The sequence below is a fragment of the Marinovum sp. J2-8 genome, from assembly GCF_055808435.1.
The window spans coordinates 1-23070 of sequence record NZ_JBVVRZ010000004.1 but is presented as its reverse complement, the minus strand read 5'-3'; the positions used below and the strand labels follow the sequence as shown (position 1 = coordinate 23070).

At 59.4% G+C, this 23070-nt stretch carries 18 protein-coding genes and 2 pseudogenes; 11 read left to right on the top strand and 9 right to left on the bottom strand.

Going from position 1 to position 23070, the window contains the following annotated elements; translation table 11 throughout:
- Positions 1-37: 37 nt before the first annotated feature.
- Positions 38-763: an SDR family oxidoreductase gene (locus tag AC0L4F_RS13020; RefSeq protein ID WP_244688961.1), complete on the bottom strand. Its 726-nt coding sequence runs from the start codon at positions 761-763 to the stop codon at positions 38-40.
- Between the two features lie 181 nt (positions 764-944).
- A complete protein-coding gene (locus tag AC0L4F_RS13015; protein WP_244688960.1) occupies positions 945-1829 on the bottom strand; it encodes an AraC family transcriptional regulator in 885 nt (294 codons plus the stop codon).
- 520 nt (positions 1830-2349) lie between these two features.
- Between AC0L4F_RS13015 and AC0L4F_RS13010 the strand changes: the two genes are divergently transcribed.
- Positions 2350-3711, top strand: coding sequence for an ISNCY family transposase (locus tag AC0L4F_RS13010; RefSeq protein WP_244686667.1), 1362 nt, complete (start codon positions 2350-2352; stop codon positions 3709-3711).
- A gap of 137 nt (positions 3712-3848) precedes the next feature.
- On the opposite strand, the gene hpaR is transcribed toward AC0L4F_RS13010, so the two are convergent.
- The gene (gene hpaR / locus AC0L4F_RS13005; protein ID WP_244688959.1) at positions 3849-4295 is read right to left on the bottom strand and encodes a homoprotocatechuate degradation operon regulator HpaR; all 447 of its coding nucleotides are present in this window, start codon (positions 4293-4295) and stop codon (positions 3849-3851) included.
- Between the two features lie 106 nt (positions 4296-4401).
- On the opposite strand from hpaR, the gene AC0L4F_RS13000 reads away from it, so the two are divergent.
- The 10 genes and pseudogenes from AC0L4F_RS13000 to AC0L4F_RS12955 all read left to right on the top strand — a co-directional run bounded on the left by AC0L4F_RS13000 (position 4402) and on the right by AC0L4F_RS12955 (position 15646).
- Entirely contained in the window at positions 4402-4791 is a 390-nt protein-coding gene (locus tag AC0L4F_RS13000; RefSeq protein WP_244688958.1) for a 5-carboxymethyl-2-hydroxymuconate Delta-isomerase, read from the top strand.
- On the top strand, positions 4788-6311 hold the full coding sequence (gene hpaE / locus AC0L4F_RS12995; protein ID WP_244688957.1) for a 5-carboxymethyl-2-hydroxymuconate semialdehyde dehydrogenase: 1524 nt from the start codon (positions 4788-4790) through the stop codon (positions 6309-6311). The genes AC0L4F_RS13000 and hpaE overlap by 4 nt, the downstream gene beginning before the upstream one ends.
- A gap of 100 nt (positions 6312-6411) precedes the next feature.
- Entirely contained in the window at positions 6412-7395 is a 984-nt protein-coding gene (gene hpaD, locus AC0L4F_RS12990) for a 3,4-dihydroxyphenylacetate 2,3-dioxygenase (protein ID WP_244688956.1), read from the top strand.
- Between the two features lie 124 nt (positions 7396-7519).
- Positions 7520-8378, top strand: a pseudogene (locus tag AC0L4F_RS12985) (fumarylacetoacetate hydrolase family protein).
- Positions 8375-9175, top strand: coding sequence for a 2-oxo-hept-4-ene-1,7-dioate hydratase (gene hpaH, locus AC0L4F_RS12980; RefSeq protein WP_244688955.1), 801 nt, complete (start codon positions 8375-8377; stop codon positions 9173-9175). Before AC0L4F_RS12985 ends, hpaH begins: the two are co-directional and overlap by 4 nt.
- A 139-nt stretch (positions 9176-9314) precedes the next feature.
- Positions 9315-10940 (top strand): thiamine pyrophosphate-dependent enzyme, encoded by a 1626-nt coding sequence (locus tag AC0L4F_RS12975; protein WP_244688954.1) that lies wholly within the window; start codon positions 9315-9317, stop codon positions 10938-10940.
- Positions 10941-11259: 319 nt separating this feature from the next.
- Positions 11260-12354 carry an ABC transporter ATP-binding protein gene (locus AC0L4F_RS12970; RefSeq protein ID WP_244688953.1) on the top strand — a complete coding sequence of 365 codons (1095 nt, stop codon included), beginning with the start codon at positions 11260-11262 and terminating at the stop codon, positions 12352-12354.
- Between the two features lie 57 nt (positions 12355-12411).
- Complete coding sequence (locus AC0L4F_RS12965; RefSeq protein ID WP_244688952.1) at positions 12412-13455, top strand: ABC transporter substrate-binding protein; 1044 nt, start codon at positions 12412-12414, stop codon at positions 13453-13455.
- Between the two features lie 98 nt (positions 13456-13553).
- On the top strand, positions 13554-14795 hold the full coding sequence (locus tag AC0L4F_RS12960; RefSeq protein ID WP_244688951.1) for an ABC transporter permease: 1242 nt from the start codon (positions 13554-13556) through the stop codon (positions 14793-14795).
- A gap of 3 nt (positions 14796-14798) precedes the next feature.
- Positions 14799-15646 (top strand): annotated as a pseudogene (locus AC0L4F_RS12955) (ABC transporter permease).
- Positions 15647-15649: 3 nt separating this feature from the next.
- Here the strand turns inward: AC0L4F_RS12955 and nagA are convergent.
- From nagA to AC0L4F_RS12925, 6 genes are all read right to left on the bottom strand, one after another.
- On the bottom strand, positions 15650-16822 hold the full coding sequence (gene nagA, locus AC0L4F_RS12950; RefSeq protein WP_244688950.1) for an N-acetylglucosamine-6-phosphate deacetylase: 1173 nt from the start codon (positions 16820-16822) through the stop codon (positions 15650-15652).
- 373 nt (positions 16823-17195) lie between these two features.
- Entirely contained in the window at positions 17196-18218 is a 1023-nt protein-coding gene (locus AC0L4F_RS12945) for an ABC transporter ATP-binding protein (protein ID WP_244688949.1), read from the bottom strand.
- Entirely contained in the window at positions 18215-19297 is a 1083-nt protein-coding gene (locus AC0L4F_RS12940) for an ABC transporter ATP-binding protein (protein ID WP_244688948.1), read from the bottom strand. Before AC0L4F_RS12940 ends, AC0L4F_RS12945 begins: the two co-directional genes overlap by 4 nt.
- Positions 19298-19335: 38 nt before the next feature.
- On the bottom strand, positions 19336-20481 hold the full coding sequence (locus tag AC0L4F_RS12935) for an ABC transporter permease (RefSeq protein WP_244688947.1): 1146 nt from the start codon (positions 20479-20481) through the stop codon (positions 19336-19338).
- Entirely contained in the window at positions 20474-21475 is a 1002-nt protein-coding gene (locus AC0L4F_RS12930; protein WP_244688946.1) for an ABC transporter permease, read from the bottom strand. The genes AC0L4F_RS12935 and AC0L4F_RS12930 overlap by 8 nt, the downstream gene beginning before the upstream one ends.
- 87 nt (positions 21476-21562) lie before the next feature.
- Positions 21563-23070, bottom strand: a 1508-nt coding sequence (locus tag AC0L4F_RS12925) for an ABC transporter substrate-binding protein (RefSeq protein ID WP_244688945.1), incomplete at its 5' end; no start/stop codon positions are given.

Sequence of the window (23070 nt, the reverse complement as noted above, 5' to 3'; positions counted from 1 at the left end):
GGGTGTCATCGTCATATTTCGGGGTGGGGGCGGGATGTCAGACGGCCAAAAATCCACCGTCCACCGCCAGAACAGAGCCGGTGATCATGCCGGCATCCTCGGACAGCAATAGCGCAATGCTGCGCGCCACATCTTCGGCGCTGGCAAAACGGCCAACCGGGTGGCGGACCATCATCGGCTGGCTTTTGACCGGGTCGCTCCAGGCCTGTGCCGCGAGTTCGGTCAAGGTGATGGTGGGCGCAATTGCCACGGCGCGAATGCCATGTGGCCCCAGCTCGCGCGCCAAAACCCGTGTCGCCGCTTCCAGCCCGGCCTTTGATGCCGCGTAACAGAGATGATCCTGAAATCCGCGATGGCCGGCAATCGAGGTGACATTGACAATTGTGCCGCCGCCGCCCGCCTTGATCCGGGCCTTGGCGAATTCCTGGGCACAGATCAACGCGCTGCGCAGGTTGATGCCCATCACCGTTTCATACCCGGCGTCGGTCATGTCGAGCACGCTTTCCAGCACATTTGTGCCCGCGCAATTGATCAGCATATCGCAAGTGCCGGCCGTGGCCATGGCGGCGCGCGCGCTGTCCGGGTCGGACAGATCGGCGACAACGCTGCGCCCGCCGATTTCGGCGCGCAACCCGTCGAGATCGGATTGCGTGCGGCTGATGGCGACAACCTCGGCGCCGCGAGCGGCCAAAAGCTGGGCGGTGGCGCGCCCGATGCCCTTGCCGGCGCCGGTGATGATGGCGGATTTTCCAGAATATTCCATGGGGTCCCTCATGTGATGGGCTGACCGGTCACGGCCCGGTCATTTCGGTTTCTTGTGGTCGATGTGGCGGTCCGGGTTTCGGCCCTTGGGTTTGCGGGTGGCAAAAATTCCTTGTTTCCGCGCGCCGGGGGCGTGCGAAGAAAGGGTCACGATGGTGGTCGGCTGGCGGCCGCGGCTGGGGCTAGGCGGGCATGTGCAGGGCGTCGTTTTCGGCAAAGGTTGCCCGAAAGTCCGAGGGCGACAGGCCTTTCAAACGCAGAAAGTGGCGATTGAAATTGGACAGGTTGGAAAAGCCGACATCAAAGCAGATATTGGCGATCTTGGCCTCTGGATCGGACACCAGCATCTGGCAGGCCAGATCAATGCGCAGCTGATTGCGGAACCGCACCAATGTGGTGCCGGTGTGCCGTTTGAACGCGCGTGAAAAGGCGCTTTGGCTTTGGCCGGTCATCCGGGCGAGGGTGGTTTCGCTGAGCGGTTCGGTCAGATTGTCCCGCAAATGTGCGATGACGCGGTTCATGTCGGACTCCTGCGATTTTTCCATGTCGATCTGGAAACTAAGGCTGGACAGAATCTGGGGTCTGGGGGCCTGTCGCAGGTGATCGAGGATCTCGAAAAACAGCCCCAGACGCAGGATGCCGCGTGCGTCGATCAGCCGTTTCATCAGCGGCTGCACCGCGGCGGAGGTCTCTTGGTCAAACAGGATGCCCCGGCGGCTGCGCTCTAGCAGACCTTTGGCGGCCTCCATTTCCGGGAATGCGGCAATCAGCTTGTCCACGAAGCTTTGCGGAAATTGGATCACCTCTGTGCGTTGCGGCACGGTGGTGCCGGGTAAAACGTCGCTGATCCAGTTTTGCGGCAGGTTCGGGCCGGTCATGATCAATTGGCCCGGGGCAAAATCGCCGACGTGATCGCCGATATAGAATTTGCCCGTGGTCGCCACCACCAGGTGGATTTCATATTCGGGATGGTAATGCCAGCGCACGGTGCGAAACGGGTAGCCATGCCGCCAGGCGGCAAAGGAGTCACCGTTTCTGATATGGACCAGCTCAAGGTCAAGTTGCATGTCATCCTCCCCATCGCCCAAATCCGTTCCGCATCTGGGCGCGGTCCCGGTGTGTTGGTGATGGGGATTTCTATCACTGCTTTGCCCCTGCGACCACGACGCCACATCGCATTTAGTGATACTTTTTTGACATTCGTCCCGATGGGGTCAGCCAAGTGGCGATTTTGATCGGTTCCCGCGTGACCATGCAATTGCAGAAAATGCTTCGCAGTTCTGCGTATCAGGTGGAAACCCACGGATTGTGTCAGATGCAGGCGGGCGAGCGATTAATCGGCGCAGCGGTGTCGCACTTGTACTATTTCAACAGAGACTGGGGTAAAATGGTATCAGAGGATCTACTGTTTGATTGAAGCCCCGATCGCAAATGTGCGATTTCCCAGTTCATGGTGCGAATGGCGCTGTATATAACATAACTCCAATTATGAGTGTCGCAGCTGTACCCGCAAAGTTAAAGTGTCCCACATCTGCAAAGTAGAAGTGTCACACTCTGCCCCGATGAGAACAGGCAGAGAGTGTGGGCATGGGATGGGTTTTGATGAGCGAGCGCGAGCTGAACCGGGTCGAGGTGTTGAGCCAGGTGAGCCAAGGTCGGATGACGGCGACGACTGCGGCGAACGTTTTGGGATTGAGCCGCAGACAGGTTCACCGGCTTCTCAGGAAGTTCCAATCTGACGGTCCGGCGTCAATCCGGCACAAAGCGCGTGGTCGGGTTTCGAACAATCGGATCGATCCGGCGGTTCGCGAGTTCGCGGTGACACTGGTGCGCGAGAACTACGTCGACTTCGGACCGACCTTTGCGGCTGAGAAGCTCGAGGAAGTTCACGGGCTGAAGGTGTCGCGCGAGACGCTGCGCAAGTGGATGCAGGACGCCGGGATTTGGCTTTCTCGCAAGCAACGCAGGACCTTTCACCAATCACGCCTGCGCCGGGAATGCTTTGGCGAGCTGATCCAGATCGACGGCTCGGACCATCACTGGTTTGAGGATCGCGGGCCGTCCTGCACCCTGCTTGTTTTCATCGACGATGCGACCAGTACGTTGATGCATCTGGAGTTCGTGAAGTCCGAGAGCACATTCAGCTACTTTGGCGCTCTGGAGGCCTACCTGCATGCACATGGACGACCTGTGGCGTTCTATTCGGACAAACACACGGTGTTCCGTGTTGCGAGCCAAGGTGCGGAGTCAGGTCACGGGATGACCCAGTTTGGCCGTGCTTTGAACGAGTTGAACATCGAGATTCTCTGCGCCAACAGCTCTCAGGCCAAGGGCCGCGTCGAACGCGCGAACCGGACGCTACAGGATCGACTGGTGAAGGAACTGCGCCTGGCGAGCATCTCGGACATGACAGCGGCCAATGCGTTCCTTCCGGCTTTCATGAACCGCTACAACACGAAGTTCGCCAAGACCCCACGCCGTCCGGATAACCTGCACCGGCCCCTCAATACCGAACCGGATCGGCTGGCGGATGTGCTGTGCTGGCGCGACGAGCGCTATGTCGGCAACCAATTGGCCTTCTCCTACGACCGGCAGCGCATCATCCTGCAAGAGAACGAGATCACGCGCGGCCTGCCCGGCAAGTATGTCGACAGCTATGAGTACCCTGACGGCCGCTTGGAGTTCCGCTGGAAGGGCGTCTCGCTCCCCTACTCCATTTTTGACAAGGAGCAGCGCGTCACCCACGCCGCGATCACCGAGAATAAGCATCTAAGCGCGGTCCTTGAGCACATCAAGGCCGAGCAGGACAAGGCCCCGCCAAAGAAACGCCGCGCAGGCAAACAGCGCTCTCGCTACAAACCGAATGGACGGCGCAACGATGGCTGGAATTCAAAGCTGGCAAGAGCCGCGAAAGAGAAACACAAAGCCAGCCAGGGCTGCGATATCTGAGGTCTCCGCCCTGTCAGGCTTTGCTACCGTCAGCGCTCTTGGTGACATTTCTACTTTGCGGAGCGAGGGACATTTCTACTTGGTTGCAACAGCAGCATGTAGCTGGTGCGCGCTACCCTGAAGTGCGATTTCGGGGTTCAGGTATCGCCGTCGGAATTGGCCGGGTCGAGCATCGCCAGCAGGTCCAGCAACGTCTCATAGTTTTCCGGCCCAAGCCGGGATTTGAAGCCGACCACAATCCGGGCCGCTTCTTCGGAATGGTCGTCGATGATTTTCTTGCCGACCTCGGTGATTGCAACGATTTGTTTGCGGCGATCCGCGGCGTCCCGCGTTTGGGTGACCAGCCCGCCCTTGTTCAACGTGGTCACAATGCGCGTCAGGCTGGGAAACAAAAGACTGGCCCGATCGGCAAGCGTTTTGGAATCCAGCGGCCCACATTCCGTCAGCACCCGCAGCACCCGCCATTGCTGTTCCGTGATGGATGTTTCGCTCAGCATTTCACGGATCGGCGACATCACACCCTCGCGGGCGCGCACCAGTGCGATGGGCAAAGATCTGGACGTTGAAGGCAGTTTGGTGGCCATGGCACGCTCGCGTCTTGTCGAAATCGTCTTTCCCTATGCCGAAAGATGCTTGACAGGCATAGCTGTATTTACTTAACTTCGCAATGATTAATAAGTTAAGGAAACCATGCCCCACTTTCATATCGAATATTCAGCCAACCTCGACCGCGCGGTCGACATGGCCGCATTGTGCGAAGCGATCCGGGCATGTGCGGCCGATATTGCCACCTTTCCAACGGCGGGCATACGCGTGCGTGCCACCCGCGTTGATCATGTGGCAATGGCCGATGGAAATCCGAAGCATGGTTTCATCGACATGTCCATTCGGCTGCGAGAGGGGCGAACCGAGGCGGTCAAGGAAGATGCGGTCAATCGCATCTTTGCCTGCCTCAAGGATTTCATGGCCCCGGCGATGGCGACCCGTTCCATCGCGCTTTCGGCCGAGATCAGAGACATCAACGCCGCGCTTTCGCCGAAATTCGGAAATGTCCGTGATCACCTGGAGGACACGCCATGAGCGTATTTGACGACAATCTTGCCAAGCTGGATGGATATCTGGCGCGGTTTCGCGCCACGGGCATCCTTAATCGGGTGGGCGGACAGGACGTAGCGGGCAGCGCGGGCACATTCGCAAACACCTCGCCTGTTGATACGTCGCTGATTTGCGATGTGGCCCATGGCACCGCCGCAGACATCGACGCGGCGGCGACTGCTGCGCATGATGCCTTTGCCGCGTGGCGCGACATGCCGGCGCTGGAGCGCAAGAAAATCCTGATCCGCATCGCCGAAGGGATCGAGTCCCGGGCCGAGGAAATCGCGCTGTGCGAATGCTGGGATACCGGGCAGGCCTATAAATTCATGTCCAAGGCGGCGCTGCGTGGGGCCGAGAACTTTCGCTATTTCGCCGATCAGGTGGTACAGGCGCGCGATGGTCAGCACCTGAAATCCCCTACCCTGATGAACATCACGACGCGGGTGCCGATCGGCCCGGTCGGGGTGATCACGCCCTGGAACACGCCTTTCATGCTGTCGACCTGGAAGATCGCCCCGGCGCTGGCGGCAGGTTGCACCGTGGTCCACAAACCCGCCGAAGCAAGCCCGCTGACCGCGCGGCTGCTGGTCGAGATCGCCGAGGAGGCGGGGCTGCCGCCAGGGGTGCTCAACACCGTCAACGGCTTTGGCGAAGGCGCGGGCAAGGCGCTGTGCGAACATCCCAAAATCAGGGCCATCGCCTTTGTCGGCGAAAGCCGTACCGGCAGCCTGATCACCAAACAGGGCGCCGATACGCTGAAGCGCAATCATCTGGAACTGGGCGGCAAGAACCCGGTCATCGTCTTTGATGATGCCGATCTGGACCGTGCGCTGGATGCGGCGATTTTCATGATCTATTCGATCAATGGCGAGCGCTGCACCTCGTCCTCGCGCCTGTTGGTGCAGGACACGATCCGCCAGGAATTCGAGGCCAGGCTGATCGAACGGGTCAACAACATCAGGGTTGGTCACCCGCTGGACCCAACGACCGAAGTCGGCCCGCTTGTCACCGAGGAACACTTCAACAAGGTCACCAGCTATTTCGACATCGCCAAACAGGACGGCGCCACGATTGCCGCCGGTGGTGAGGCCGTTGATGGCAAGGGCTATTTCGTGCGCCCGACCCTGTTCACCGGCGCGCATAACGGCATGCGCATCGCGCAAGAGGAAATTTTTGGCCCGGTGCTGACCTCGATCCCCTTCACGACCGAGGAAGAGGCGTTGCAGATCGCCAATGATATTCCTTACGGTCTGACCGGCTATGTCTGGACCAATGATCTGACCCGCGCGCTGCGCTTTACCGACAGGCTCGAGGCTGGAATGATCTGGGTGAATTCGGAAAATGTCCGCCACCTTCCCACGCCATTTGGCGGGGTCAAGGCCAGCGGCATCGGGCGCGACGGCGGCGATTGGTCGTTTGATTTCTATATGGAGCAGAAGCACATCGGTTTCGCCCTCGGACACCACAAGATCACGAAACTCGGCGCTCAAGCAGCGAAGCGGTAGCGCAAATAGTCACACCGCGCTCAAGCAGCAAAGCGGTAGCGTAAAGATACACCCCGCGCTCTGGTCGCGAAGCGATAGCGCAATTCATGGGAGCAACCTGATGCCTGTACCTGCACCGAACCTCTACCCTGATTTCAATACCATCCGGCTTAGCCATGTGTGCCTGAACGTCCGGAATCTTGTGGCGTCAAAGAGGTTTTACACCGAAATCCTTGGCCTGCAGCTGACGGATGAAAGCGACAGCCACATCTATCTGCGGGCGATGGAGGAGCGGGGGCATCATTGCATCATCCTGCAAAAATCCGATCAGCCCGGCACGGTCGAGGTCATGGGGTTCAAGACCTTTGACGACGCCGATCTGGATCGGGCCGAGGCCTATTTTGCCGCCAAGGGCCGCCCCACCGAATGGGTCGAGCGCCCCTATCAGGGGCGTACCCTGCTGACGTCGGACAACATGGGCATTCCGCTGGAATTCTATCACAAAATGGACCGGTTGGCGCCGATCCATCAGAAATATGCGCTTTACCGCGGGGTAAAACCGCTGCGGATCGACCACTTCAACTGCTTCAGCCATGATGTTGATGCCTCGGTTGCGTTTTATTCCGACTTTGGCTTCCGGGTGACCGAATACACCGAGGACGAAGACAGCAAGAAGCTTTGGGCGGCGTGGATGCATCGCAAGGGCGGCGTGCATGATATGGCCTTTACCAATGGCACCGGCCCGCGCATGCATCATGTGGCGTTCTGGGTTCCGACGCCGCTGAACATCATTGACCTGCTCGATCTGATGGCGACCAGCGGTTATGTTGATAATATCGAACGCGGGCCGGGGCGGCACGGTATTTCCAACGCGTTTTTCCTCTATATCCTTGACCCCGATGGCCACCGGATCGAAATCTATTGCTCGGACTATCAAACGGTTGATCCCGATCTGGAACCGATCAAATGGGATCTTCAAGATCCCCAGCGCCAGACGCTCTGGGGGGCGCCCGCGCCGGAATCCTGGTTCAAACATGGTTCGAAATTCGTTGGCGTTGCGACCCGCGAGTCCGACATCGAAGCCAGCCCGATCATCGCACCATGAGGGGGCTGGGCGTGCAGACCCCGTCGCGGTTGCGACCGGCGGTGCCAGCTGATCTGGCGCGCGAAGATAGCCCCGAGATCAAATATTTCTGCATGGGCGGGATCACCCCCGTCGAGGAGGCCAAATGACCCGCTTTGCAACCTACAGCGCCGAGGGTAAAACCCATTATGGTGCGGTGACCGACACCGGGATGATCGCCCTTGATGATACCTGCCCGCAGTGGCCAACCCTGTTTGATGCTGTTCAGGCCTGGCGCGCTTGACCAACTGGCGCAGGCAGCGGACGGCAAGCCCGTCACCCACAAAGATTTCCAATATGAAATGGTCCTGCCCAATGCCCGCCGCATCCTCTGTGTCGGGGTGAATTTTCCCGACCGGAATGCGGAATATAAAGACGGATCGGAGCAGCCGAAATACATGTCGCTGTTTCCACGCTTTGCCAGCGGGTTCACCGGCCACGACCGGCCCCTGATCCGCCCACCGGAAAGCCCGCAGCTGGACTACGAAGGCGAGGTCGCGGTTGTCATCGGCAAAGGCGGCCGCCGCATCGCACAGGCCGATGCCTATGACCATATCGCCGCGCTGACGCTGTGCAACGAAGGCACCATTCGCGATTGGGTCCGGCATGCCAAATTCAACGTCACGCAGGGCAAGAATTGGGACAATTCCGGGTCGATGGGGCCTTGGCTGGTGCCTTTTACCGATGCCGCACAATTGGAGGATGCGCGTATTGTCACGCGGGTCAACGGCGCGGTCCGGCAGGATGATGTCCTCGCCCGGATGATGCATCCAATCCGGCGCGAGATCGAATATATCTCGACTTTCATGACCTTGCAGCCCGGCGATATCATCGTCACGGGCACCCCCACCGGATCCGGTGCGCGGCTCGATCCGCCACAGTTTCTTGTCCCCGGTGACATTGTCGAGGTCGAGGTCAACGGCATCGGCACCCTGCGCAACACGGTTCAGGACGAAACACCATGACCCCCGAAGATCACACAGCGGCGGCGGCGGATCTGTTGGCGGCGGAAACGACAGGTCAGCAGATCGGTTTGCTGAGCCTGCGCCATCCCGAAATGAACATGGATGATGCCTATGCGGTGCAAAATGCCATCCATCAGGCCAAGACCGATGCCGGGCGTCGGGTGATCGGCTGGAAGATCGGGTTGACGTCCAAGGCCATGCAATATGCGCTGAACATCGACATTCCCGACAGCGGCATTTTGTTCGATGACATGGCATTTGATCACGGGGCGGTTGTGCCCGCGGGGCGGTTCATCCAACCCCGGATCGAGGCCGAGATCGCCTTTGTGATGAAATCCGCGATTGGCGGTGCGGATGTGACCCGCGCGGATGTTCTGGCGGCAACCGATTACGTGGCGCCCTCGATTGAAATCCTCGACACCCGCATTCTGCGCGCCGATCCCGACACCGGCCAGACGCGCGTGGTGTTCGACACCATCGCTGACAATGCCGCCAATGCCGGGGTGGTTCTGGGGCCGCAGCGCCATGCGCCGGACGTCTTTGATCTGCGTTGGGTCGGGGCAATCACATCGCGCAACCATGTGGTCGAGGAAACAGGTCTGGGCGCGGGGGTGTTGAACGATCCGGTCGAAAGCGTGATCTGGTTGGCCCGTCGTATGGCGCAATACGGCCAGAGCATTGAACCGGGCCAGATCATCCTGTCCGGCAGTTTCATTCGCCCCATCGAATGCCCCCCCGGCACCGAGATCACCGCAGATTTCGGGCCTTTTGGCGATGTTGCCATCGCTTTTGCCTAGGGGCGTCCCATGCCCCCGAGTGCCGGGGCGGTGTCACATGATCCGGGCGCTGCGTCGGGTTTTGCAATGAGGGTCGGCACCAATATACTGATGCGATTGTGCCCGCGATCGCCAAACAATTCACGAAAGAGAACCAGACATGGCCAAGCTGACAACCGGTGAAGTGATCGCCAAATCCCTGACCGCAAATGGTGTCGATACGGTGTTCGGCATTCCCGGTGCGCATATGTATGATTTCAATGATGCGTTGGCACGACAGGACGGGATACGGTTCATCCATACCCGCCACGAACAGGGCGCGGGGTATATGGCCTATGGCTATGCCCGTTCGTCGGGCAAGCCGGGGGTCTATACCGTGGTGCCGGGTCCGGGGCTGCTGAATTCCGGCGCGGCGCTGTGTACCGCATATGGGGCCAATACGCCGGTCATGTGCATCACCGGCAACATCATGTCGCATCTGATCGGACAAGGGCGCGGGCAATTGCATGAACTTCCCGATCATCTTGGCACGCTGAAAGGCCTGACAAAATGGGCGGATCGGATAAACCACCCGACCGAGGCCGGGGGCACCATGGACGCCGGATTTCAGCGCATGTCATCCGGGCGGCCCGGTCCCGTCGGCATTGAAACGCCCTGGGATGTGTTTGGCATGGCCGCCGAGGTTTCCGAGCCCGTCGCCAGCACCGCCGTTGCGGCCCCGACGCCCGACCCGGACGCCATCGCGGCCGCCGCCGACATGATTGCCAAGGCGAAAAACCCGATGATCATGGTCGGAAGTGGCGCCTGGGACGCGAGCGCAGAGGTGCGGGCATTGGCGCGCCTGTTGCAGGCCCCGGTCACCGCCCACCGTCAGGGCAAGGGTGTGATGCCCGAGGATGATGATCTGGCGTTGCTGCCGCCCGCCGCATGGAAATTCTGGCCGAAATGCGATCTTTTGATCGGCATCGGGTCGCGGTTGGAATTGCAGCACTTCCGCTGGCGCTGGTTCCCGGAAGGGTTGAAAACACTTCGGATCGACATTGATCCCACTGAATTCGTGCGGCTCAAACCGGATCACGGCGTTGTTGCCGATGCGGCTGAGGCCACGCGTGCCCTGATCGACGCCCTGGGGGATCGCATTGACAGCCGGGCCAGTCGCAGCGCCGAATATCGCGCGCTGACGGTGGCCGCTGACGCCGATCTTGCCACGGTGCAACCGCAGCAGGGCTATCTCAAGGTTATTCGGGACGCCCTGCCCCGCGATGGTTTCTTTGTCGAAGAAGTCAGCCAGGTCGGCTTTACCGCGCGCATGTGTTTTCCGGTGTATGAACCGCGCCAATATGTGACCTGTGGCTATCAGGACAATCTGGGGTTTGGGTTCAATACCGCCCTCGGGGTCAAGGTCGCGAACCCGGACAAGGCGGTGATTTCGATCTCGGGCGATGGCGGGTTCATGTTCGGGGTGCAGGAACTGGCCACCGCCGCCCAGCACGGGATCAATGTGGTGGCGGTGGTGTTCAACAACGCGGCCTATGGCAATGTGCGCCGGGATCAGCAAACGGTGTATGACAATCGCCTGCTGGGCGCGGATCTGGAGAACCCGGATTTCGTGGCATTGGCGCAAAGCTTTGGCGTGCGCGGGATTTGGGCCACGGACCCTGCCGAGCTGAAACAGGCGTTGACCGAAGCGCTAAGCGCCGAGGCGCCGGTTGTGATCGAAGTGCCGGTTCCGCGCGGCGGTGACGCGTCCCCCTGGCCCTTTATTCATCCGGCGGCGCCAGAGTAACGGCACCACACATCCATTGGACAGAAAACGGCCCTGATCCCGATTGCGGGGCTGTTTTGCCCATTCGTCTATTTAATCATCAAGATGGATTAAATCTTGGCGCAGGATCTCTTTTCGACCGGCCGCGGCCGCAGCCAGCAAAACCCGGCCTTGAAACCCCCGCCGATTGCCGGCGTTCCGTTGCGGCGTGGGGTGCGCCGGATGCGCGCGGTGATCGCTTTTTGATCGCTGCCATCTCGGATGTCACAACATTCGCAACAGGTGATTGTCAAATGTCATTACACCTGATTAAGTCGCGTAAGAGGGTGGTGACGTAATGATGAAAGATCTGAATATCGATACCTTTCTGAAGTTTGACGACGTCAAGAAAAGCTACGACCAAAAGAATCTGGTGGTCAAAGGCTTTAACATGGACGTCCAAGAGGGCGAGTTCATAACACTGCTCGGGCCATCGGGGTCGGGCAAGACAACGGTCCTGATGATGCTGGCCGGATTTGAAAGCGTCACATCGGGCGATATCGCCATCGCCGGAAAATCCATCAACCGCACGGCCCCCTATCGCCGCAATATCGGCATGGTCTTTCAGAACTATGCGCTGTTTCCCCATATGACGGTGGCGGAAAATCTGGCCTATCCATTGGCCGTGCGCAAAATGCCAAAGGACAAGATCAAGGCCCAGGTGGCGGAATATCTGAACCTGGTGGAATTGTCGGCCTTCGGGGATCGTCGCCCCGGCCAGCTTTCAGGGGGGCAGCGCCAGCGCGTCGCTCTGGCCCGCGCGATGATCTTTGAACCGACCCTGATTTTGATGGATGAACCGCTGGGCGCGCTCGACAAGAACCTGCGCGAACAGATGCAGTATGAAATCACCCGCCTGCACAAGCAGATGGGATTCACCGTGATCTATGTGACCCATGATCAGGCCGAGGCGCTGTCGATGTCGAGCCGGATCGCCGTGTTCAACGACGGTGTGGTCCAGCAATGCGCGCCCCCGGCCGAGCTTTATGAACGCCCGGCCAATGCGTTTGTTGCCGACTTTATCGGCGAAAACAATTTTGTCCCCGGCCGGGTCGAAAGCATCGACGGCGCAACCGCGAAAATCGTCACCGACGGCGGCACCATCGTCGCCCAGGCAACAGCGGATCTGACCGTCGGCGGTGCCTGTCGCGTGTCTGTGCGCCCGGAAAAGCTTTTCTTTCCGCCATCGACCCATGCGCATGACAACGCCCTGACCGTTCGGTTCGAAACCCGGATCTATGTCGGTGATTTCATTCGTTACTATTTCAAGCTGCCTGATGGCACCGACATCATTGTCAAAATCTTGAACGACCTTTCTGCGCCGGAATTTACCGATGGCGCGGAGGCCCAGCTGCTTTGGTTGGCATCCGATTGCATCGCTTTCCAGGCGGGCTAGGCGACACAGGGCAAAACCGGGGTCCTGATAAATACCCGGACTGACAAGGAGAAACCGATGAAGAAACATCTGACGTTACTTGCGACTGTCGCGCTGCTCGCCAGCCCCGCAGTGGCGCAAGATCTCACCGTGACGTCCTTTGGCGGTGCCTATGGTGCGGCCCAGAAGGAACACATGATCGACCCCTTCGTAGCCGAGACCGGCGTCAATATCCTGTTCGAGGATTACGGCGGCGGCGTTGCGGAAATGAAGGCCCAGGTCGAGGCCGGCAATATCCAGTGGGATGTCGTGGATATCGAGGTGATTGACCTCGAACGCGCCTGTGCCGAAGGCTATCTTGAGGTGCTGGACCAGAGCGTTCTGCCCGATGGTGACGATGGCACCGCCGCTGCGGATGACTTCATCCCCGATGCTTTGGCCAATGAATGTGGCGTCGGCAATATCGTGTGGTCGGTTGTCTTTGCGGTGAACACCGAAAACGGCCCCGGTCCCGAATCGATTGCGGATTTCTTTGACACCGAGGCCTTCCCCGGCAAGCGTGGTCTGCGCAAGCGTCCGCAGGTCAACATGGAATGGGCTCTGATCGCGGATGGCGTTGCCCCCGAAGATGTCTATGCCACCCTGTCCACCGACGAAGGTCAGGCCCGCGCATTTGCCAAGCTCGACACCATCAAGGACGATATCGTCTGGTATGACAGCTGGTCTCAGGCCCCCGTTCTGTTGAATGACGGTGGCGCGCAGATGGTGCAATCGGCCAATGGCCGGATCTTTGCCGCAATCAAGGACGACGGCGCACCGTTCAGCATCGTCTGGGACAGCCATGTCTATGACCTTGATGTCTGGGCCATCATGAAAGGGTCGCCGAACCTGGAAACCGCGATGGAATTCGTGAAATCCGCGACCCGCACCGTGCCGCTTTCGGGGATGCAGGACGTGGCCTATGGCCCGACCCGCAAATCCGCTCAGGCGCTGCTGCCGGAAAGCGTGAAACAGGATCTGCCCACCGCCCACCTCGACGAGGGTCTGAAAGCGGATGGTATCTTCTGGGCTGACTATGGCGAAAGCCTTGGCGAGAAGTTCAACGAATGGCTGCTGCAATAAGCCGCTGATCGTCGATCATCCAATTCTGTCCCTCGCGCCGTGTCGTGGCGCGGGGGATATCCCCCCAGATCATGCCAACCCTTAACCATGAATGGCCCATGACCGCAGCAACGCCAAATCTTGATCGTGCCGATGCCCGCAACGCAGCGCGCGAGGCGCGCAAGCGCAAGCTTCAGGCATTCCTGTTTGTCGTGCCGCTTTTGGTCTTTATCATTTTCGCCTTTGTGGCGCCGATCACGACGATGCTCTATCGCAGCATCCACAACCCCACGGTGGCCAATCTGGTGCCCGAAACGCTGGCGGCTTTGGCGGAATGGTCTGGCGATGACATGCCCGACGATGCCGTCCTGATCCAGTTCGCCGCAGACATGAAGCGGATGGCGAATGATCGCACATCCGGCAAGCTGGCCGATGAAATCAATCGCGCCCTGCCCGGCATGTCGAGCGTGGTAAAATCCACGGCACGTGCCCTGCGCCGGGTCGATGACGCCGAGATTGCCAGCAATGGCGCGACCTTGCTGAAAGACGCAAATGACCGCTGGGCCGATCCCGCCACATGGCGCGCGCTCAAGGCCGCGGGCAAGCCTTATACCGACAGCTATTACCTGACCTCTGTCGATCTTGAACGCGACGCGGATCGCAGCATCGTGCAGCGCGACACCCAGATCTACGTCAAGCTTTACACCAAGACCCTGCGCATGGCGTTGATCATCACGCTTCTGACCGTCCTGCTTGGCTATCCGCTGGCGTTCTATATGGCGCATGCCTCTGACAAGATGGCGAATTTCCTGATGGTCTTTGTCCTGTTGCCGTTCTGGACCTCGCTTCTGGTGCGGACAACGGCCTGGATCGCGCTGTTGCAAACCAATGGTGTGGTCAATTCGACGCTCATGGCGCTTGGCATTGCCGATGAACCGCTGGAAATGCTGTATACCCAGTTTTCAACCGTCATCGCGATGACCCATATCCTGCTGCCGTTCATGGTGCTGCCGCTTTATTCGGTGATGCGTGGTATCGACCAAAGCTATATGCGCGCCGCCCTGTCGATGGGCAGCAAACCCTTGGGCGCGTGGTACAAGATCTACCTCCCGATGAGCCTGCCTGGCCTGTCCGCCGGGGCGCTTTTGGTGTTCATCATTTCGGTGGGCTATTACATCACGCCTGCACTGGTTGGCGGCACCGACGGGCAGATGATTTCCAACATCATCGCCTTCCACATGCAAACCTCCAACAACTGGGAGTTGGCCGCTGCGCTGGGCTCGCTGTTGCTGGTGATCATTTTGCTGCTGTACTGGCTGTTCGACCGGTTTGTCGGCGCAAGCAACATCAAGTTGGGATAAGGCATGAAACGCTTCCCCGAATATTTCACCTTTTGGCATATCGCGGGCCACTACGGGTTGCGGGTGTTCGCCTTTTTGGTGCTCTTGTTCCTGATGCTGCCGATCCTGGTGATCATGCCGCTTTCCTTCAACGCCGAGCCGTTTTTTACCTTTACCGAGGGCATGTTGGCGCTGGATGCCGAGGCCTATTCCATCCGTTGGTATCAGGAAATCCTTGACGATCAGAAATGGCTGCTGGCCATTCGCAACAGTTTTGTCGTCGGCTTTGCCGCCGCGACCATCGCCACGGTGCTTGGCACGGTGGCCGCTGTTGGTCTGTCGTCGCCCTGGATGCCCTATAAACGGATCATCACGGCGCTGTTGCTGTCGCCGATGATTGTGCCGCTGATCATCATCGCGGCGGGGATGTTTTTCTTTTACACCCAGTTCAATCTGGTCGGCACCTATGGCGGGTTGATCATTGCCCATGCCGCGCTGGGGGTGCCCTTTGTGATCATCACAGTGACCGCCACGCTCAGCGGCTTTGACCGATCGTTGTTTGTCGCGGGGCTCAGCCTGGGGGCGTCACCGGTCAAGGTGTTCTGGGACGTGGTCATTCCGCTGATCCGGCCGGGCGTGATTTCCGGTGGGCTTTTCGCCTTTGTCACCTCGTTTGACGAGGTGGTGCTGGTGCTGTTTCTGGCGGCCCCGAACAACGCACCATTCCGCGCCAGATGTTTTCCGGGCTGCGCGAACAGATCAATCCAACCATCCTTGCGGTTGCGACCCTGCTTGTCGTGCTCTCGGCGGCGCTGTTGTTCACATTGGAAGCGCTGCGCAGACGTTCCGCAGCGATGAGCGGATCTGCCTGAAGCTCAAGGGTGGTCCGCGCTGCTGCCGATTAGCACCGATTGAACATTCAAATCCTGATCCAGAAGCGTGAAACCGGCACGTTTTCCGATCTCGATCGTGCCGATCTCATGGTCCAGCCCAATCGCCCGCGCCGGGGTTTGCGTTGCCATCTGGATCGCCGTGCTCAGATCGCATCCTGTCAGCCGTATCAGGGTGCGCACCGCGTCGATCATCGAAATATCCGCCCCGGCCAGCACGCCGGCGTCACTCATCAATCGGCCATCCTTGCGATGGATGCGGCGGCCCAACAGGTCAAATTCGGTCATCTGCGTGCCAAGCGGCATCATCGCGTCGCTGACCAGAAACAGCCGCTCTGGTCCGGCCAATGCAAGCGCGCTGCGCAGGTTTGCCGGATGCACGTGGATGCCATCGGCAATTATGCCGGCAAACAAGTCCGGACAGTCGAACACCGCCCCGACAAGACCGGGTTCCCGGTTTGCCATTTGGCTCATCGCGTTGAACAGATGCGTCGCGCCACGCAGGCCAGATTTCTGAGCTTGGACGATTGTGTCGTATCGCGCCTCGCTATGTCCGGCAAACAGCCGCACGCCGCTGGCGGTCAATCGCTGCAAACGCGCCATTTCCGTTTCTTCCGGGGCAAGTGTCAGCAGGATTCGAACAGAGGCCTCGGTGATCAGCCGCTCGTCCGCGTCGTCGATCTTGCGAATGGCGGCGGACGGATGAATGCCGGGGCGCACAGGCGACAGAAACGGGCCTTCAAGGTGCAGACCAATGACGCCGATACAATGCGGGCTGGCCGCTTCGACCGCCGCAATCGCCCGCTGATAGCTGCGCCCGGCGTCGGTGATGAAGGTCGGAAGGAACCAGGCCGTGCCGCCGATCTGCGCCGCTTTGGCCATACAGTCCAGGGTGTCGCGCGTCGGGTCGTCATTGAACTGTCGCCCGCCTGCCCCGTTCAGTTGCAGATCGACCAGACCCGGCACAAGAATGTCCGTCGCGATCCCCCCGGCCTCGATTCCGCTGGCCTCGTTTCCTCCGGCCACCTGCGGGGCTTTTGCTGCTGGCAGCACATCAAGGATCTCCGCCCCGCGAAACACCACAGCATGGTCGGGCAATGGCGCGCCGCCATCCCCCACATATAATTTCCGCGCCTTGATAACCTGAAGCCTATCCAAAACGTACCCCGTTGATGACTATGGCCAAGGTCAGGGCCCGGCTGTGTAAGCCAAGGTCGGCACCGGGAATGCCCCCCCGGATATGCGCGTTTTTGCCAATGCCCAACACGTGCCGATCCATACCTTCCCGCGCCGCGACCCCGTGGTTGTATCACAGCGCTGTTGCTTCGGGTTCGAAGCAACGTTTTATGGAATATGCGTCGTGTTGGGCGTGATGTTCAAGTGAGCAAAAGCCGGATCTGGCGTGTCATGCCCATCTGGTTCCGACGAAGGGACATGATGGCCATGCCCCGTTCTGAAACCTTAATCCCGGATTTGCCCAATCTGTTGTTTTTCATACGTTTCTCCAGACATTCAATCCTGTGTGCCGGGGTCAGGTGACCGCGCCAACCAACGAAAGCTCTTGCGCGCGGTGACAGGCGACGTGATGACCGGGATTGATTTCCTGCCATTGCGGCGGGGTTTTGGTGCAGATGTCCTGCGCATGGGCGCAGCGATCGGCAAAGGGGCATCCGGCGCTGGTTCTGGTGGGATCAGGGGGATCCCCGCGCAAGGAGATGCGCGGCGATCTGGTGTCCGGGTCGGGGTTCGGGATCGCCGAAAGCAGCGCCTCGGTATAGGGATGTTTGGGCGCAGAGAACAATTCGTCGGTTGTGCCCAGTTCGACCAGCTGGCCCAGATACATGACCGCGACCCGATGCGAAATGTAGCGCACAACAGACAGGTCATGCGACACAAACAGATAGGCGATGCCGTATTCCTTTTGCAGATCCGACAGAAGGTTCAGGATCTGTGCCTTGACCGAAACATCCAGCGCCGAAACCGCCTCGTCACAGACCATGAGCCGGGGATTTGTGGCCAGGGCCCGCGCGATGCAGATCCTTTGCCGCTGTCCGCCACTAAAGGCATGTGGGTAACGGTTCAGGTAGCCGGTGTTCAGCCCGACAATGGTCATCAGTTCCGCCACCCGCGCCTTCATCTGTGACCGGCTCATCTCGCCAGCGACGCGCAGCGGTTCCGACACCAGTTCGAAAATTGTCATGCGCGGGTCAAGCGATCCATAGGGATCCTGAAACACCATCTGGAGCTCGGGGCGAATGGCGCGCAGGCTCTTGGCGTCCAGGGTGCGCAAATCCAGTTTGCCCTTGGAACTGGCGAATTGGATGCTGCCGCCACTGGGTTCAATCGCCCGCAACACACAGCGCCCCAGCGTGGTCTTTCCGCAGCCGCTTTCCCCGACAAGCCCCAGCGTTTCGCCAAAGCCGAGTTCGAATGAAACGCCGCGCAGCGCCTTGACCGGGTTTCCCGCAGGTTTCAGGAAACCGCCCTTTACGCCAAAGGATTTCTCAAGATCATGAACTTCCAGAACCGCGTCCTGGGGGCCTGCATCCTTCATGTTCGTCCTCCCGAAAACAATGAACGCCGCGCGCGGGGGGCCGGGGCCTGCGGCAATGGGGGTTCTTTGGTGTCGCCATTGTGGAAACAACGCACCATGTGGCCGTCTTCCACCGGGGTCATGGCGGGCACGCTTGTGTCGCATTTGCCGTCGATGGCCACCGGGCAGCGGCTGCGAAATCCGCATTGCCACGGCAGGCCGATTGGCACCGGAACGTTGCCCGGAATGGCCTGAAGCCGCTCTTGCCGCGCGCCGGACAGTTTTGGAAAGCTGTCGATCAGACCCTTGGTATAGGGATGGCGGGGATTTTTCAGCACCTGGCGCGTTGTGCCTGTTTCGACGATACGGCCCAGATACATCACCGCGATCCGTTGGGTGACTTCGGCGACAACCCCCAGATCATGGGTGATATAGAGGATCGACATCCCCATTTCTTCGCGCAGACCTTCCAGCAGTTCGAGGATCTGTGACTGCACCGTGACGTCCAGCGCGGTTGTCGGCTCATCCGCGATCAGCAGATCAGGATCACAGGCCAGCCCCATCGCGATCATCACCCTTTGTCGCATCCCGCCAGAGAGGTTGAACGGGTATTCCCGGAACCTTTGCTGCGGGTTGGTGATCTGCATCCGCTCAAGATAGTGCAGCGCGATGTCGCGCGCTTCGGCCTTGTCGCGGGTGCGGTGCAGCATGACCGCTTCGACGATCTGATCGCCGATCCGATGCACCGGTGACAGGCTGGTCATCGGCTCTTGAAAGATCATGGCAATCCGGCCGCCGCGGATCTTGCGGATCAGCCCGCCCCGGGTGTTGATCCGGGCCAGATCCACCCCACCGTCAGAACCCTGTTCGGCACCGCCCGGCGCGTTCAGCATGATCGAACCGTTCACGATCTTGCCGGGGTTGGGCACAATCCGCATGATCGCCTGGGCGGTGACGCTTTTGCCCGACCCGCTTTCCCCGACAATTCCAAACGACTCTCCTGCGTTGAGCGAAAGATTGACCCCGTTGACGGCATTCAGGGTCGCACGCCCAAGGTCGAATTCGACGCGAAGGTCCTTGATGCTCAGTAATTCCTGCATTGGTCTTCCCGTTTTAGTGGCGTTTGCATCCATGACGATCACCGATAGGGGTCAACGGCATCGCGCAGACCGTCGCCGACAAAGTTAAAGCAGATGACCGTCAGCACGACAAAGGCACCGGGGATCAAAAGCCAGGGGCTTTGCGACAGGGCATTCGGGCTTTGTGCCGCTTGCAAGAGCACGCCCCAGCTGACCGCCGGTGGCTTGATGCCGATCTGAAGAAAGCTCAGCGCCGTTTCGGCAATGATCATCGCCGGCACGCCCAGCGTGATGCTGACAATCAGATAGCTGGCAAAGGACGGCAGGATATGACGCCGGATGATCTGCATCGTCGGCACCCCCATCAGGCGCGCCGCCATGACGAAATCAGCCTCGCGGATTTCCAGCGTCTTGCCGCGCACCACTCTTGCCAGATTGGCCCAGCCGACAACCGACAGCACAATGGTGATCCCGAAAAACACCTGGGTGCTCGACCATTCCTGGGGCATTGCGGCGGCCAACGCCATCCAGAGTGGAATGCTGGGAATGCTCAGCACGAATTCGATCAACCGTTGAATGGCAATGTCGATGGTGCCGCCGAAATAGCCCGACAACCCGCCCATGAAACTGCCGATCAGGAAGCTCAGCATCACACCGGCAATGCCGATGAACAGGGAAATCTGCGACGCGGCAATGGTGCGCGAAAAAAGACATCGGCCAAATTCATCGGTGCCAAAGGGAAACCAGACCCCCGGCGCCTCGACCCCAACCAGATGCCTGCCCAGCGTCAGCGCCCCCCAGAGGTTTTCATTCTCGCGCTGGGGAAAGAACCGGATCGGGTGGCGCACGGCCTCGTCCCGGACATAGGTTTTTTCCCATGTCTCATCGTCGATTTCCTGGCGCACGCCATAAACAAAGGGCCGCAGCGAGAAATTGCCCGCAGCATCGACAAAGTGAATGCCCTGCGGCGGCATCAGGATGTAATCGGTGTGGGTTTCGTTATGGGTGTTGACCGAAAAGAAACCGGGAAACAGCGCCAGCGTGTAAAGCACCGCCAAGATGGTCAGCCCCGCCATGGCAAGCCTGTGTTTCTTGAACTTGAACCGGATCAGGCTCCATTGCGAGGCGGCGAAATAATCGTCTGCCGCCTTGGTCGAAGTGTCGTTGGACGCGGTGTCGTCGTTGAGGGTCAGGTTGTCAGCCACGGATTTCCGACCTTTCTAGCTTGATCCTTGGGTCAACAAGGACGAGCAGCAAATCTGCGATTGTGCTGCCGATGATCACGAGGAATGAGAGGAACATCAGGATGGTCGCCGACAGGAAGGTGTCCTGGCTGATCAACGCGCGCAGCAACATCGGCCCCGCGGTCGGCAGTCCCAGCACGACGGCAGTCACGGTGGCGGCCGAAATCGTCGCGGGCAGCACCATCGCCATTTCACTGATGATCGGGTTCAATGCCAGCCGCACGGGGTATTTGAACAGCAACTTGCGTTCACCCACGCCCTTGGCGCGTGCGGTCACAACGTATTGCTTGCGCAATTCGTCCAACAGCGATGCCCGCATCACCCGGACCACGCCGGCGGCCATATAGGTGCTGACAATCAGGATCTGCGTCGGCAAGTGCCAAAGCATGTCGGCAAACTTGGCCAGGCTCCAGGGCGCCAGCAGGAATTCGTCGGAATTCAGGCCCGTCAGGTCGATGCCGAACCATGTCGTTGCGATATAAAGCGTCACCAGCGCCAGCAGGAAACTTGGCGTCGCCAGCCCCAGCAGGCTCAGGAAGGTGACGGTGTGATCGCCGACCGAATATTGATGCGTGGCCGAATAGACCGCGATCGGAATGGCGATGGCATAGGTCACCAAAACGATCAGGACGGCAATAAAGGCATCCAGGATCAAAGGTTCCACAACCAGATCGCTGACCGGGCGGTTCCATTCAAAGGAATAGCCGAAATCACCCACCAAAAAGCCAGAGATCCAGCGGAAATATCGAAGATAGCTCGGCAGATCGAGACCGTATTGCTGTCGCAACGCCTCCAGCTGCTCGACAGATACCTTTGAACCGGATTGTTCCAGCGCGGCCACCACCGACGTCAGATAGTCGCCAGGCGGCAGTTCGATGACCAGGAAAGAAACGATCGAAATCAGCCACAGCAGGATCAGGGCGTATATCAATCGTTTGAGGATGTATTTTGCCATTTTGGGGCCTCATGCTTGCGGATCGGGGCCGCATAGGTCCACGGAGGGGGATGGCCGCCCCGGATGTGGGGCGGCCAAGTTTGACGGCTATTGGCTGGCTTCGGTGTCGAACCAGAACTGCTCTGGGAGGAACTGAGTCCATTGGTGGAACACCGAGTCCCAGACATCGCCGTCTTTGGGGCCGTTGCGTGCCTGCTTGGAAATCAGCAGGGGTTGCGGCGGCAGACCAACGGTGCCGATGGCATACATGCCTTCCAGCTGGGCGGTGAACACAGCTTTGGCGGCCTCGTCGAATGCGGGATCATCCGGCGTCACCTGAAGAAATTTCTGGAAATCCTCTGCGGCTGTCTGCACCTCCAGCGGCGGTTCCGTGCCGGTTTCACCATTGCTGTCGAGCCAGGCCGCCCATTCCAGCGCGCCATAGCCATAATGCGGGGCATATTGGCTCATGTTTGCGGCGGCGCCCGACCACATGCCCGCCAGGTGAACCGAATAGGCCCATGCGGGCACATCCAACTGGCCGGCATTGCGTTGCTGTTGGAACAAACCGAATTCCACCAGTTTGGCACGGGTCCGCACGCCAACGGCATTCCAGTCTTCGGTCACAAGCTCGACAATCTTGGCCCAGGCCGGTTCTGGCGGCGCTTGCACCATCTGCACGGTAAAGGGTTCGCCATCGGGGCCAAGCCGGTAGCCGTCGCTGTCGCGTTCGGTCAGACCCATTTCATCCAACAGCTTGTTGGCAAGATCGCGGTCGAATTGGGCGTAATGTTCCCCCATCCAATCCTCGTAATAGGGATCTTGCGGCACCGGCGCGGCCTGACGCGGTGTGGCACGGCCGAAATACACCAGTTTGTTGATCCGCTCGCGGTCAATCGCAACCGACATCGCCTGACGGAACCGCAGATCGCCAAACACCTCGCGCTTGATCGGTTCTGGATGATTCACGTTGAACGAAAAGACGAATTCGTTGCCGCGATAATAGGTCACCAGCTTGGTTTCATATCCGCCGACGTCTTCGTTTTTCTTGTAGGTGGTGTAATTGGCCAGCGACCCCCAGCCATAATGGGTATAGCGCCCGGCGATCCCGCCCAGATCCTGCGCTTCGAGATTGGTCACCAACAGACGCTTCAGATCATCGACATAAGGCAGTTGGTTGCCCTCGGAATCCACCTTGAAGAAATAGGGGTTGCGGGTGAATGTCTTGTTGCCCGCACTGTCGACCGAAGAGAAGACATGGGTGCCGATGGTCGGCTGACCGGGCACCAGATCGCCGTCAAAATACCAGTAGTTGCCATAGACCAGCATCTGGTTTTGCAGGTTCGTCACCCAGCTTTCAAAACCCGCCTCTTCGGCCAGCTTGTCAGCATCGGGATTGATGGCGATGTCGAACTGGCCGATGTAATGTTTCGGCACCAGCCCCGACAAAACCGCCGCATTGGCCAGTTTCATCACAAAGGACGGGTTCGGAGCGGCAAATTCCCACTGGAAGGTATAATTGTCGACCCGGTTGAATTTGACCAATTCACCGCCCGCAAACCAGCGCCGGTCGGGCGACGGCGTGACATCGGGATTGGTCAGGATGCGCTCATAGA

What these genes read in the sequence shown, in the direction of transcription:
- hpaR (WP_244688959.1), bottom strand. Translation starts at nt 4,295, where the DNA reads ATGGCCACCAAACTGCCTTCAACGTCCAGATCTTTGCCCATCGCACTG.
- hpaD (WP_244688956.1), top strand. Translation starts at nt 6,412, where the DNA reads ATGCCTGTACCTGCACCGAACCTCTACCCTGATTTCAATACCATCCGG.
- AC0L4F_RS12970 (WP_244688953.1), top strand. Translation starts at nt 11,260, where the DNA reads ATGAAAGATCTGAATATCGATACCTTTCTGAAGTTTGACGACGTCAAG.
- AC0L4F_RS12965 (WP_244688952.1), top strand. Translation starts at nt 12,412, where the DNA reads ATGAAGAAACATCTGACGTTACTTGCGACTGTCGCGCTGCTCGCCAGC.
- AC0L4F_RS12975 (WP_244688954.1), top strand. Translation starts at nt 9,315, where the DNA reads ATGGCCAAGCTGACAACCGGTGAAGTGATCGCCAAATCCCTGACCGCA.
- AC0L4F_RS12960 (WP_244688951.1), top strand. Translation starts at nt 13,554, where the DNA reads ATGACCGCAGCAACGCCAAATCTTGATCGTGCCGATGCCCGCAACGCA.
- AC0L4F_RS13020 (WP_244688961.1), bottom strand. Translation starts at nt 763, where the DNA reads ATGGAATATTCTGGAAAATCCGCCATCATCACCGGCGCCGGCAAGGGC.
- AC0L4F_RS12930 (WP_244688946.1), bottom strand. Translation starts at nt 21,475, where the DNA reads ATGGCAAAATACATCCTCAAACGATTGATATACGCCCTGATCCTGCTG.
- hpaE (WP_244688957.1), top strand. Translation starts at nt 4,788, where the DNA reads ATGAGCGTATTTGACGACAATCTTGCCAAGCTGGATGGATATCTGGCG.
- AC0L4F_RS13010 (WP_244686667.1), top strand. Translation starts at nt 2,350, where the DNA reads ATGGGATGGGTTTTGATGAGCGAGCGCGAGCTGAACCGGGTCGAGGTG.
- AC0L4F_RS12945 (WP_244688949.1), bottom strand. Translation starts at nt 18,218, where the DNA reads ATGAAGGATGCAGGCCCCCAGGACGCGGTTCTGGAAGTTCATGATCTT.
- hpaH (WP_244688955.1), top strand. Translation starts at nt 8,375, where the DNA reads ATGACCCCCGAAGATCACACAGCGGCGGCGGCGGATCTGTTGGCGGCG.
- AC0L4F_RS13015 (WP_244688960.1), bottom strand. Translation starts at nt 1,829, where the DNA reads ATGCAACTTGACCTTGAGCTGGTCCATATCAGAAACGGTGACTCCTTT.
- AC0L4F_RS13000 (WP_244688958.1), top strand. Translation starts at nt 4,402, where the DNA reads ATGCCCCACTTTCATATCGAATATTCAGCCAACCTCGACCGCGCGGTC.
- AC0L4F_RS12940 (WP_244688948.1), bottom strand. Translation starts at nt 19,297, where the DNA reads ATGCAGGAATTACTGAGCATCAAGGACCTTCGCGTCGAATTCGACCTT.